This is a genomic window from Aeromonas sp. R5-3 (assembly GCF_040908225.1).
GTDB lineage: Bacteria > Pseudomonadota > Gammaproteobacteria > Enterobacterales > Aeromonadaceae > Aeromonas > Aeromonas dhakensis.
Genome location: NZ_JBFODH010000008.1, coordinates 17,111 through 30,468 on the forward strand (window position 1 = coordinate 17,111; position 13,358 = coordinate 30,468).

Genomic DNA, 13,358 nt, shown 5'->3' on the forward strand with positions numbered 1-13,358 from the left:
CGCCTATTTGTCTCCACACCGGTATCCTTTTCATGCCTTCTCGAGAAGGCTGAACCAGAGTGCCCTTAGTTTGCGCCTCATGCATACCCCAACCGGGAGGTTGCCCCAGTATGCTGAAGACCCGAGGCCGGCGCCGGCAGGATCCTGTGGAGGAAATCAAAATGACAAAATAACGAGAACTCAATGAAAAGAATGCTAATCAACGCGACTCAGGAAGAAGAGTTGCGCGTAGCGCTGGTTGACGGACAACAGCTCTACGATCTGGATATTGAAAGTCCGGGACACGAGCAGAAGAAAGCGAACATTTACAAGGGCAAAATCACCCGCGTAGAACCCAGTCTCGAAGCTGCTTTTGTCGACTATGGCGCCGAGCGCCACGGTTTCCTGCCGTTAAAGGAAATCGCCCGCAATTACTTCCCCTCCGGTTACTCCTATCAGGGTCGTCCCAACATCAAAGAAGTGGTCCGCGAAGGCCAGGAAGTTATCGTCCAGATCGACAAGGAAGAGCGTGGCACCAAGGGTGCAGCCCTCACCACCTTCATCAGTCTGGCCGGCAGCTACCTGGTGCTGATGCCGAACAACCCCCGTGCCGGCGGTATCTCCCGTCGCATCGAGGGCGATGAACGGACTGAACTGAAAGAAGCCCTGAGCGGCCTGACCGTGCCGGACGGCATGGGCCTCATCGTGCGTACCGCCGGTGTGGGCAAGTCCCCGGAAGAGCTGGAATGGGATCTGAACGTTCTGCTCAACCACTGGGACTCCATCCACAAGGCGTCACAGAGCCGCTCCGCGCCGGTGCTGATCCATCAGGAAAGCAACGTCATCGTGCGTGCCATCCGTGATTACCTGCGCCGCGATGTGGGCGAGATCCTGATCGACAACCCGGTCATTTTCGAACGCGCCAAGTCGCACATCGAGCTGGTACGTCCCGATTTCCTCAACCGCGTGAAGCTGTACAAGGGTGAAGTTGCCCTGTTCAACCACTTCCAGATTGAGAGCCAGATCGAGTCTGCCTTCCAGCGTGAAGTGCGCCTGCCCTCCGGCGGCAGCATCGTGATCGATCCGACCGAAGCGCTGACCTCCATCGATATCAACTCCTCCCGTGCCACCAAGGGCGGCGATATCGAAGAGACTGCGCTGCAGACCAACCTGGAAGCGGCCGACGAGATTGCCCGTCAATTGCGTCTGCGTGACCTGGGTGGTCTGATTGTCATCGACTTCATCGACATGACGCCGGTTCGCCATCAGCGCGAAGTGGAAAACCGTCTGCGTGAAGCCGTGCATCAGGACCGTGCCCGCATCCAGCTCGGCCGGATCTCCCGTTTCGGTCTGCTGGAGATGTCTCGTCAGCGTCTGCGTCCCTCCCTCAACGAGTCCAGCAGCCATATCTGCCCCCGTTGCCAGGGTCAGGGCGTGATCCGTGACAACGAATCACTGGCCCTGTCCATCCTGCGTCTCATCGAAGAAGAGGCGATGAAGGACAACACCGAGCAGGTGCATGCTCAGGTGCCGGTCGATGTCGCCGCCTATCTGCTCAACGAGAAGCGCAGCTCCATCGCCAGCCTGGAACAACGCAATGATGTGCGTGTCTACATCATTCCGAACCAGCACCTGGAAACCCCGCACTACGAAGTGACCCGCATCCGTCAGAACGAGATCCCGGAAGCGGCCAGCTACGAGCTGAAAACCGAAATTGCCAAGCCGGTCTACCAGCCCAAACAGGCCCAGACCATCGAGCGCGAGCAGCCCCTGCTGCAAGGCTTCGTCCAGGCACCGCAACCGGCTGCGCCGGTGGCCCCCGCCCCTGTTGCAGCCCCGGTTGCCGAAGAGCCGGGCCTGTTCGGCAAGCTGTTCAAGAGCCTCTCCAACCTGTTCGGCGGCAATGCTGACAGCGCCGAGGTCACCGCGCCTGCCGAGAAACCGGCAACGCGCGAGGCTCGCAAAGAGGACGGTCACCGTCATCAGCGCGATGAATCCCGCAGCCGTGGTCAACGTGGTCGTCGTGACGACAACCGCAGCAGCCGCAACGGCGATGCCGGCGAGAAGCGCGAAGGCGTGGCCAGCCGCGAGAACGGCGAAGGCCGCAACCGTCGCCCGCGCAAAGAGCGTGAGCCGCGTCAGGAACGTGAAGCCCGTGGTGAGGTGCGCGAACAGCGCATGGAACGTGAACCTCGCGAGGCTCGTGAGCCGCGTCAGGAGCGCGAACCCCGTGCCCCGCGTCAGGCTCGTGAGCCCCGCGCTCCGCGTGAACCCCGTGCCGAGGTAGTGGTTGACACGCTGGACAGCGTAGAAGCCGTTGCCACCAACGTGGAACAGCGTCAGGAAAAAGAGCAGAAAGTGGCCGAGCGCCGCGAACGCCGCCAACTGCGCAAGCAGATCCGCGTCGATGCGCCTGCCGATGACGCCGCTGTTGCCCACGCTGCCGATGTAGCGCCGGTTGCCGCCGTCGATGCCGTTGACGCGACTGAACAGCAGGATGAGCAGGCAGAAGGCCAGCGTCGTTCCCGCCGTACTCCGCGCAATCAGCGTATCGAAGGTCAGCGCCGCAAGCGCATCAACGAAGAAGCTCGCAGCCAGCGTGACGATGAAGAGCAGACTGCCGAAGTCGCTGCACCAACTCTGACTGCCGCCGCGCAAGCCGATGCAGCCCAGGTCAAAGTGGAAGAACCGGCTGTGCCCGTGATCACCATCCCGAGCGCTGAAGCCGTTGCTGCTGCCCTGCAGGCCTCCTCTGCCCTGACCGAGCACGTGGTTGCAGAGGCCGTCGCCGAAGAAGCCCGCGAGCAGGCCGAAGCCGTTGTCGCCGCTGAACCGGTAGCAACCGTCGTCGAAACCGCCCCCGTGGTAGCCGAACCGGTCATTGCTGCTGTTGAAGCCGCGCCTGTTGCAGTGGAAACCGTGGCAGAGGCTGTCGTTGAGCCCGCACAGGCTGTTGAGACTCCGGTTGTCGAGACCAAGCCGGTTGTGGAAGCGACCGTAAAAACCGCCCCGGCAGTTGCAGACGTTGTTGCCGCACCGACCGTTGAGCCGGTTGCCGCTGTGGCCGAGCCTGTTGTCGCTGCAGAGACTGCCAAGGTTGAACCCGCAACCGCAGCCCCGGCTGCCAAGCAGGTCAAGCGCGGTGGCAGCCTGCTGGCTGGTGCCCGCAAGGCCTCTGCCCCGATGGCAACTCCGGCCGCCGCCCCTGCCTTGCCGGCACGCGAGCCGGTCGAGTATGCACCCTTGGTGCGCAGCGAAGTGGCCACTTCCGGCCGCCATGGTGGCAGTACTGCCGCCGTCAACGTTGCAACCAGCCCGGCCGGTCGTCCCTGATTGACCCGCTAGCCTGATAAAAGAGCCACACAGTGTGTGGCTCTTTTTTTATCTCTCTATGTAGCTCGTATTGACCCAGGAGCAGCGCCTGCAACCCAGTCCATTACCGTCTGCTCATCTTCTTTATGCCACACTGTGCAAACCTAACCCTGGCTTCTCGCACTTGGTTACCCGTCATGCTTCCCTACCCCACTATCCAGGCTTCATACCGCTGATGCATCCATATGATCTGAAACCCCGGTCGTTTTACGACAGCAGACATGGTCAGTTGAAACCGCGGTTAACACGGCTTGCTCCCCCACTCCAGGCGGCTTTCCAAGCAGTGAAGCTGTGATAGCGGAGCAGAACATTGCTCATGCCGTTGCACACTGTCCATTTCTTCTATCGGATATTCACCAATGCACATCTGACTGCCTCGTTACATCATCTGAACTCTGCTGCTCGCGCCGATTGGCCTCCCCATGACTTGAGTGACTGGTCTAACGGGCCACATTTTTGTTGATGTCAAATCCCCTCGCTTTGTAGACGGGTTTCTTTGAAGGTCGTGATATGGGTGAGATCAGTGATGAGTCTTTTACATTGTTTTCAAATATTTAGTTTGATGGCATATAACGAGAGCATTGGCATCCTCGTCAACTACGAAGGTATGGCTGAGTGTTTGTTTTGAAGACATGAAAAAAGGGCCCTTGGGGCCCTTTTGACAATCAGATGGAACTGGTTCAACTGAACAGATGGTTGCTGATCAGGAACAGACCACCGGAGAGCAGCATGGTGAGCGGCAGGGTCAGCACCCAGGCCATCAGAATGGTCTTGATGGTCTGGCTCTGCAGGCCCGACTTGTTGGCTACCATGGTCCCCGCTACCGCAGAGGAGAGAATATGAGTGGTGGACACCGGCATGCCGGTCAGACTGGCGATACCGATGGAGGCAGCTGCCGTGATCTGGGCTGCGATCCCCTGGCTATAGGTCATGCCGGAGGAGCCGATCTTCTCACCTACCGTGTAGACGATACGACGCCAGCCCACCATGGTACCGCAACCAAGCGCCAGGGCGATGGAGACGATAACCCAGGTCGGCGCGTATTCGGCAGTCGCGGTCAGATCCTTGCGCCATTTGGCGAGATCGGTCAGCTCCTTGGCCGGCAGCGGCAGCTTGGAGACCTTGCGGGCAGTATCGTCGATGCACAGCAGCAGGCGACGTACTTCACGGCGATCGGTCAGGTCCATCTCTTCATAGGTGCGCACCTGGGCAAGACGATTGTCCAGGGTGGCCATGGCCTGCAGTGCACCGGAGGCGGCGCAGTGGGTCATCAGCTCTTCCTGGGCCTGGGCCGGCACCTTGAAGTCCACAACCTTGGAAACCAGCTCATGGTTGCGCTGATAGATCTCCATGATGCGCTGGTTGGCATCCTGGGTGCGATCCAGATCGTAGGAGCGGCTGTTCATGTCCAGTGCGAAGTAGGCCGGCGCCATGCAGATCAGCACCAGCATCACCAGACCGATCCCCTTCTGGCCATCGTTGGAGCCGTGCACGAAGCTGACCCCCATGGCAGAAGCTACCAGCGTGAGACGAGCCCAGAACGGCGGATGCTTCTTGCCATCCACCAGCAGGCGCTCTTCCGGTGTTTTGTGGATCTTGCTGCCCTGCCAGACACGTTTCATGGCAAACAGCAATATGGCCGCAATGATGAAACCGACGGTGGGCGAGATGATGAGGGAGAGCATGATGTCGATGGCTTTGCCGACGTTGATGCCTTCCTGCAGCGGTTGATGGTTGATCCAAGCATAGGCGCCGCCTACCCCTAGGATGGAGCCGATCAACGTGTGAGAGCTGGATGCGGGGATCCCGAAGAACCAGGTGCCCAGGTTCCACACGATGGCGGAAAACAGCAGGGAGAACACCATGATAAGACCCTGGGTAGAGTCCATTCCGAGCAGCAGATCGATTGGCAGCAGGTGAACAATGGCATAGGCTACCCCCAACCCGCCCATCATGACCCCGGCAAAGTTGAACAGACCGGAGGCCACCACGGCCGTATGTGCCGGCATAGCCTTGGTATAGATGACCGTTGCTACCGCGTTGGCGGTATCGTGAAAGCCATTGATGAATTCATAGGCCAACACAAAAAAAACGGCCAATACCAAACCGATTGACCACCACAAACCCAAACCACTAAACATTTCAAACATAAAAAACGAACCTGTTTATGAGTTGCGGCGGATTATGCCAGAAGGCTGATAACGCCATACCCGTTGTTGAAATATTTCAGTAAGAAAAAAAAAGAGCATTCAGCCAAAAAATAGCTTAGCGCCAGTCTCCATGCGGCTTGTCTTGGATTAATTAAACAGACCTTGCCTGACAAAAACAGTCCCCAAACGGGAACAATTCATCATCTCTGGCCCCTTCAATCTCCCTCCACAGGTGCGTGCTGCGTCAATCTTGGACCGACCCAAAAGGGAAAATTGCACAAGGAACCGACAACTTCCCTGCCGACGCAGGTTGCCACCACCATGGATAAGGGCGCCGTTGCGGGCGCCCTTCTTTAGCATATTGTCTCTTGTCGACGGCCAAGGATCACGCAGGCCAGATCAGTCCTGGTTGATGCGGCTGGCCACGGCGCCCTGCTGGCTCTTGTACTTGGCGTTTTCCCGCTTGTTGTAGGGACGCGCCGCCACACCGGAGAGCATCTCGAAGTTCAGCGCACCTATCTTCATCTTGGGGCGCAGCGCCAGCGGCAGCTTGCCGCCGTTGTAGAACTCCAGCACGATGCGGCCGGACCAGCCCGGATCGATGCGGTGCGCCGTAACGTGCACCATCAGCCCGAGGCGGGCCAGGGAGGAACGGCCATCGAGCCAGCCGACGATATCCGCCGGCAAGGTGACCGATTCATAAGTGACCGCCAGCGCCAGCTGACCCGGGTGCAGATAGAAGGCTTCCCCATCGGGAATGTGAATTTCGTCGCTCATCACCCGATCGATGGCATCGGCCATCTCGCTGCTCGGCCCGCTCAGATCAATATAGGGAGCGGTGTGATCGCGAAAGACCCGAAACTCGTTGCCCAGCAGCACGTCGACGCTGACGCCACTGATCCGTTCAATACCGGGTCTTGGCTCAATGACGATCTTACCTTCATCCAGATGACGTTCGATATCGGTATCACAAAGACGCATTGGGCGACTCTCCTGACAAATTGTTCATTTAAAAAAGCCGGGCATCACCCGGCTTGATATCTCTCAACCAATCAACATATGGCGGATCCGCGCCTTGAGCATGTCGATGGCGATGCGGTTCTTGCCGCCACGGGGCACGATCACGTCCGCGTACTGCTTGGAAGGCTCGATAAACTGCAGGAACATGGGACGTACCGTCTTCTGGTACTGCTTGAGCACGGAATCCATGGTCCGGCCGCGCTCCTGCACGTCGCGCACCAGGCGACGCAGCAGGCAGATGTCGAGCGGGGTATCCATGAAGATGGAGGCATCCATCAGGTCGCGCAAGCGGCTGTCGGTCAGCAGCAGGATCCCTTCCAGAATGATCACCCGGCGCGGGGCAAAGGGGGTCACATCGCTCATGCGGGTGTGTTCGGTATAGGAGTACTGGGGAATGTTGACGGCATCCCCCTGCACCAGCTGGCTCAAGTGTTGTACCAGCAGGTCGTGATCCAGTGCGTTGGGGTGGTCATAGTTGGTCTTGACCCGCTCTTCCATGGTCAGGTGGGTCTGATCGCGATAGTAGCAATCCTCGGTGATCACGCCAATTTGACCGGCTCCCAGCTCGGCCACCAGCTCTTCATAGATGGTTTGGGCTATAAGACTTTTGCCGGACGCGGATGCACCAGCAATACCGATGATCACACACGAATGTTGAGTATCAGACATTGAAAAATACCTAAAGAGAAGAGCAGTGGGGATTGTTTAAACCGATCCATTATATAAAAAAGGGTGAGCCCTGCCCACCCTCAAATCCACCCCAAACGGCCGACCGCCGATTATTCATCCAGCGCCATGGTATAGAGGGGGGTCGCAATCGGTTTTCCGCTGAAATAGAGTTCAGCCCCCACCCGACGGGCCAGTTTCAGATAGGCCTCTGCCAGCTCCCCTTTCGGTGCGCCGAACACGGTCGGGCAGCCATCGTCCATGTGTTTGCGGATGTCGATGTGCAGTGGCAGCTGACCCAGCAGGGCCACCTGATACTGCTCGGCCATCTTCTGGCCACCGCCGGTACCGAACAGCGCCTCATGATGACCACAGGCGCTGCAGACGTGATAACTCATGTTTTCGACGATGCCGAGCACGGGCACATTGACCTTGTTGAACATGGCCACCCCCTTGCGCGCATCCGCCAGCGCCACGTCCTGAGGGGTGGTGACGATCACCGCTGCCGTGGTCGGTACCTGCTGGGCCAGGGTGAGCTGGATGTCGCCGGTGCCCGGCGGCATGTCCACCACCAGGTAGTCCACCTCGCCCCAGCGGGTCTCGTGGAGGATCTGGGCCAGCGCCTTGCTCGCCATGGGGCCGCGCCAGATGGTGGCATCCTGCTCGGAGACCAGATAGCCGATGCTGTTGCTCTTGAGGCCACAGGCCATCACCGGCTCCATCAGCTTGCCGTCATGGCTGACGGGACGCTCCTTGAGGGTTCCGGTCATGGTCGGGATGGAGGGGCCGTAGATGTCCGCATCCAGAATGGCGACTCGCGCCCCCTCTTTTTGCAGAGCCAGCGCCAGGTTGACGGCGGTGGTGGACTTGCCCACCCCGCCCTTGCCGGAGGCGACCACGATGATGTTGCGAATGCCCTGCACCGCCGCCAGCCCCTGCGCCCGCGGCATGCTGGCCACTTCGATCTCGCCCACCCAGTCGATACGGGTCGCGCCGGTGACGCTGCGCAGCCGGGCATCGAAGTCCTGCTGGATCTGCTCGAACAGGGAGTGGCCAGCGAAGGGCAGCACCAGCTTGATGGTGAGCGCAGAACCCTGTTTGTCGATGCTGCGTACGAAGCCGGCAGCCACCAGATCCTTGCCCCACCCTGTCGGCTTAAATTCGGCCAGGATCTGTTTTACTGAATCAATCACCATTAACTCCTCATTATCTTGTCATTATCTTGAGGTGAACGGTTACCGCACACAAATCAGTGGCTTGCCTGCTTGCCGACCGGCGTGCGCCGGCGGGTTGGACGAGCCACAACCCTAGGCAGGCTACCCCCAATTCGGGTAACATGCACGGCACTCTATCATCCCAACAAGCACATCAAGAACGACTATATGGCAACTGATCCTCGTACAATGCTGGTAACCTGCGCCCTTCCCTATGCCAATGGCTCCATCCATCTTGGCCACATGCTGGAACACATCCAGGCCGATATCTGGGTTCGTTATCAGCGAATGCGCGGTCACCAGGTGCACTTTGTCTGTGCCGACGATGCCCATGGCACCCCGATCATGCTCAAGGCCCAACAGCTGGGGATCACCCCGGAAGAGATGATCGCGGCCGTCTCCCAGGAGCACCAGGCCGACTTCGCCGGGTTCAACATCAGTTTTGACAACTATCACTCCACCCACAGCGACGAGAACCGTGAGCTGGCCGGGCTTATCTACGGCCGTCTGCAGGCCGGCGGCAAGATCAAGAGCCGCACCATCTCCCAGCTGTTCGATCCGGAAAAATCCATGTTCCTGCCGGATCGTTTCGTCAAGGGCACCTGCCCCAAGTGCAAGTCCCCGGAGCAGTATGGCGACAACTGCGACAGCTGCGGCGCCACCTACAGCCCGACCGAGCTCATCGATCCGAAATCTGCCGTCTCCGGTGCCACTCCGGTGATGAAGGACTCCGAGCACTTCTTCTTTGACCTGCCACAGTTTGAGACCTGGCTGGCCGACTGGGTGCGCGGCTCCGGCGCCATTCAGGAAGAGATGGCCAACAAGATGCAGGAGTGGTTCGAAAGCGGCCTGCAGCAGTGGGACATCACCCGTGACGCCCCCTACTTCGGGTTCGAAATTCCGGGCGCCCCGGGCAAGTACTTCTACGTCTGGCTGGATGCCCCCATCGGTTACATGGCCTCCTTCAAGAACCTGTGCAACAAGCGCGGTGACATCGATTTCGACAGCTACTGGAAAGCGGACTCCGAGGCCGAGCTCTACCACTTCATCGGCAAGGACATCGCCTACTTCCACTGCCTGTTCTGGCCATCCATGCTGGAAGGCGCGGGTTTCCGCAAGCCGACCAAGGTCAATGTGCACGGCTATGTGACCGTCAACGGCGCCAAGATGTCCAAGTCCAAGGGCACCTTCATCAAGGCCTCCACCTATCTCAATCACCTGGATCCGGAGTGCCTGCGTTACTACTACGCCGCCAAGCTCAACAGCCGCATCGACGATCTCGACTTGAACCTCGAAGACTTCGTGCAGCGCGTCAACGCCGATGTGGTCAACAAGCTGGTCAACCTGGCGTCGCGCAACGCTGGCTTCATCGCCAAGCGCTTCGACGGCAAGCTGGCCGCCACCTGCGCCGAGCCTGAGCTCTACGCCGAGTTCGCCAATGCCCGCACCGCCATCGCCGAGGCCTACGAGAGCCGCGAGTTCAGCCGCGCCATCCGCGAGATCATGGCACTGGCCGACAAGGCCAACCGCTACGTGGACGACAAGGCCCCCTGGGTCATCGCCAAGCAGGAAGGGGCGGATGCCGAGCTGCAAGCAGTCTGCTCCGTCGGCATCAACCTGTTCCGCGTGCTGATGGCCTATCTCAAGCCCGTCATGCCGCTCCTGGCCGAACGTGCCGAGGCCTTCCTGGCCGAGACCCTCAGCTGGGATGGTATCGCCGCCCCGCTGGTCGACCACACCGTCGCCCCGTTCAAGGCGCTCTTCTCCCGTATCGAGCCGGCCAAGATTGACGCCATGATCGAGGCCTCCAAGGAGGATCTGGCCAAGGAGCAGGCACCGAAAGCAACCGGCCCGCTGGTTGATGACCCCATCAGCGAAACCATCGCCTACGATGACTTCGCCAAGGTGGACCTGCGCGTGGCGCTGATCACCAAGGCCGAAGCGGTGCCGGAAGCGGACAAGCTGCTCAAGCTGCAACTGGACATCGGTGGCGAGACCCGTCAGGTGTTTGCCGGCATCAAGTCCGCCTACAACCCCGAAGATCTGGAAGGCAAGCTGACCGTGATGGTGGCCAACCTGGCCCCGCGCAAGATGCGCTTTGGCATGTCTGAAGGCATGGTGCTGGCCGCAGGCCCGGGTGGCAAAGATCTCTGGATCCTGGAGCCACAGGAAGGTGCCCAGCCTGGCATGCGCGTCAAATAAGCGCTGCCGCAGCCGTTAGCAACAAGGGAGGCCTGGGGCCTCCCTTTTATTTTCTCTCTTTCCTCCTCCCCCTCTCCCGCTGATTGCGCCGTTTTGTGCCTTGCCTCCCCCTTGGGTGCTTGTTGCTCCCGAGCAATTTGCCTAGACTGGCGATTCACTTCGGGCCCATGGCCCCCTTCATCAGGCAAGGAGCAAGCATGATCACCTTATATGGCACCCCCGTCAGCCGAGCCCTGCGCGTATCCTGGTTACTGGAAGAGCTGGACGTGGCATGGCAGTTCCAGTTTCTCGACTTCGCCAAGGGCGAGAATCGCAGCGACTGGTTTTTGACCCTCAACCCGAGCGGCAAGATGCCGGTGCTCAAGGACGGGGAGTTCGTGTTGACCGAGTCCGCCGCCATCATGCAGTACCTGGCCGAGGTGTATGGCCCGAACTGGCTGCCGGCCAGAGGGACCCAGGCCTCGGCGCTGCACGCCCAGTGGGTCAGCTTCATCACCTGTGAACTGGAGCAGCCACTGTGGACCATCGGCAAACACCGCTTCGCCCTGCCCGAGGCCCAGCGCCTGCCGGCCATCTTCCCCACCGCCAAATGGGAGTTTGACAAGGCGGCGGCCATCGCCGAATCCTGGGTGCCCGAGCAGGGTTACCTGCTGGGTGAGCAGGTGACCATCGCGGATCTGCTGCTGGCCCATACCCTGATGTGGGCCACCCGCTTCGAGCAGACCATTCCCCCCAAGCTGGCGGCCTATCGGGATCGCCTGGCCAAACGCCCCGCCCTGCAGGCGGTGCTGGCCAAGACCCAGGCCATCGCCGATGCCGCTCAGGCCGGCTGACCTGCGGACAAGAAACCGTCAATGCAAACGGGAGCCCGCAAGGCTCCCGTTTTTCATGGTTGTTCGGCATCATTGGCGTAGCAAGGCGCTCAATTGGTATGAAAGCCGCTCCCCTTGGGCGGTGGTGCCACCTCATATTCCATCCGGGTCACCTCGGCGGTACGCGGGCCGCGCTCCAGCCAGCCCAGCATCATTTGCACGCTCTGCTCCGGCCCGCAGATGAGGATCTCCACCGAGCCATCTTCCAGGTTGTAGGCATGGCCCCGCAGCCCCAGTTGCAGCGCCCGCTCCCGGGTGAAGTAACGAAACCCCACCCCCTGCACCAGGCCCCACACTCGCACGACAAACGATTGCTCTCCCATTTCTCACACCTTCCCCTTAAGAAATTTCCCTCCAAGGCGATAATGAGCGCGACACTCTCATCCCCTTGCAGGACGCAATACCATTATGAAAGAAGTAAAGTTTCGGTGGGTTGACCGTTATCTCATTCACCTCACGATCAGCGAAAAATTTCTCATCACCTTCTGGTGCCCGCTGCTGTTCATCGCCTTTATCAGCTGGTATCTGCTGGCAGACGGCCATCAGCAGGAGATGCAGCTGCGCCTGGATCAGCTCAAGCAGCGGGTCGAACTCGGCGCCCAGCTGGCCAGCCAGCACGCCGATCTGACCCTGCCCGCCGAGCTCACGCTGAGCCCGACCGGCAGCACAGGGTTAACCCAGCAGGGCGACATCTATCGATACGGCTCCAGCGCCGGCCAGGCCGGGGTCGTCACCGGGACCCTGGATGCCTCCCACTACTCCCTGTGGGATGGCCAAGGAACCACCCTCACCATCATAGCCGTGCTGGCCGCCCTGCTGGCCCTGGTGACCCACTACCTGATGACCTTCGTGTCGGGGGCGCTCTACTCCACCAACAAGGCGCTGCAGACAGTGGCGGATGGCGATCTCACCTTCCGCCTCAACTTCTTCCCGGTGCGCGACGAGTTCTCCATCCTGGCCGGCAGCATCGACCGCTTCACCGACCGCCAGCACAAGATAGTACAGCTGGTGGAAGAGTCCGCCGAGGCGCTGACCATGGCCGCCGACGAGTTTCGCGATCATGCCAGCGAAGGCGAAACCATGGCCCGCTCCCAGCGCCAGCACATGGACTCCCTGGCAGCCGCCATGGAGCAGATGTCCGCCGCCATTCGCGAGGTTGCCCGCAACGCCAACGACACCCTGCAGCAGACCCGCCAGTCGAGCGAAGAGGCGGCCAACGGCGCCTCCCGGGTATCGCGCACCATCACCTCCATCCGCACCCTGGCCGACGAGATCGGCAACGCCTCCGGCGCGGTGGAGCGGCTGACCCACAATGCCAATCGCATCAATGAAGTGGTCAACGTCATCAACGCCATCTCCCAGCAGACCAACCTGCTGGCCCTCAACGCTGCCATCGAGGCGGCCCGCGCCGGCGAGCAGGGTCGCGGCTTCGCGGTGGTGGCCGACGAGGTGCGCACCCTGGCCAGCCGTACCCAGCAGGCCACGGTAGAGATCCAGCAGATGATTGAAGAGCTGCAGGCCGGCACCGGGGCACTGAACGACATCATGGAGAAGACGGTGGAGCGGGCGGCCAGCAGTCAGCAGCTCATCAGCGAGGTGGGGCTAGACATCGACAAGCTCAGCAACCACAGCGATGCTGTGCTGGAGATGAGCACCCAGATCGCCACTTCGAGCGAACAGCAGAGTTCGGTGGCCGAAGAGATCACCCGCAATCTGGATCAGGTGCGCCACGAAGCGGGCCAGGTGGAAGCGTCCGCCAGCGCCTCGGTGGCCGGCACTGCCGGCCTCAAGGCCACCGCCACTGAGCTGACCCAGGCATTGAAAGGGCTAAAGATCTGATTTTTCTAACAACAAGCTCCCAGAGCCTGACGCTATCTGCCAAG

General features: G+C 60.3%; 9 protein-coding genes. 4 read left to right on the forward strand and 5 right to left on the reverse strand.

The features are described from left to right. Window positions 1-183 precede the first annotated feature (183 nt). Entirely contained in the window at window positions 184-3,312 is a 3,129-nt protein-coding gene (rne, locus tag AB5Y95_RS03025; protein ID WP_368159478.1) for a ribonuclease E, read from the forward strand. A gap of 719 nt (window positions 3,313-4,031) precedes the next feature. Here the strand turns inward: rne and AB5Y95_RS03030 are convergent. From AB5Y95_RS03030 to apbC, 4 genes are all read right to left on the reverse strand, one after another. Continuing rightward, complete coding sequence (locus tag AB5Y95_RS03030; RefSeq protein ID WP_005300957.1) at window positions 4,032-5,501, reverse strand: inorganic phosphate transporter; 1,470 nt, start codon at window positions 5,499-5,501, stop codon at window positions 4,032-4,034. A gap of 399 nt (window positions 5,502-5,900) precedes the next feature. Then, window positions 5,901-6,482: a dCTP deaminase gene (gene dcd, locus AB5Y95_RS03035; protein ID WP_005300960.1), complete on the reverse strand. Its 582-nt coding sequence runs from the start codon at window positions 6,480-6,482 to the stop codon at window positions 5,901-5,903. 63 nt (window positions 6,483-6,545) lie between these two features. Continuing rightward, window positions 6,546-7,190, reverse strand: a complete 645-nt coding sequence (udk, locus tag AB5Y95_RS03040) for a uridine kinase (RefSeq protein ID WP_005300963.1) — start codon at window positions 7,188-7,190, stop codon at window positions 6,546-6,548. 110 nt (window positions 7,191-7,300) lie between these two features. Further along, on the reverse strand, window positions 7,301-8,383 hold the full coding sequence (apbC, locus tag AB5Y95_RS03045) for an iron-sulfur cluster carrier protein ApbC (RefSeq protein WP_005300966.1): 1,083 nt from the start codon (window positions 8,381-8,383) through the stop codon (window positions 7,301-7,303). Window positions 8,384-8,569: 186 nt separating this feature from the next. Between apbC and metG the strand changes: the two genes are divergently transcribed. Both metG and AB5Y95_RS03055 read left to right on the forward strand, forming a co-directional pair. Continuing rightward, window positions 8,570-10,603 carry a methionine--tRNA ligase gene (gene metG / locus AB5Y95_RS03050; protein ID WP_124249463.1) on the forward strand — a complete coding sequence of 678 codons (2,034 nt, stop codon included), beginning with the start codon at window positions 8,570-8,572 and terminating at the stop codon, window positions 10,601-10,603. Between the two features lie 197 nt (window positions 10,604-10,800). Next, on the forward strand, window positions 10,801-11,436 hold the full coding sequence (locus AB5Y95_RS03055) for a glutathione S-transferase family protein (RefSeq protein ID WP_010633965.1): 636 nt from the start codon (window positions 10,801-10,803) through the stop codon (window positions 11,434-11,436). Window positions 11,437-11,525: 89 nt separating this feature from the next. Here AB5Y95_RS03055 and AB5Y95_RS03060 read toward each other — a convergent pair whose 3' ends face one another. Next, window positions 11,526-11,798 carry an acylphosphatase gene (locus tag AB5Y95_RS03060; protein ID WP_005300975.1) on the reverse strand — a complete coding sequence of 91 codons (273 nt, stop codon included), beginning with the start codon at window positions 11,796-11,798 and terminating at the stop codon, window positions 11,526-11,528. A gap of 85 nt (window positions 11,799-11,883) precedes the next feature. Here AB5Y95_RS03060 and AB5Y95_RS03065 point away from each other — a divergent pair, with 85 nt between their 5' ends. Then, window positions 11,884-13,314: a methyl-accepting chemotaxis protein gene (locus AB5Y95_RS03065; protein WP_368159479.1), complete on the forward strand. Its 1,431-nt coding sequence runs from the start codon at window positions 11,884-11,886 to the stop codon at window positions 13,312-13,314. The last annotated feature ends 44 nt before the right edge of the window (window positions 13,315-13,358 follow it).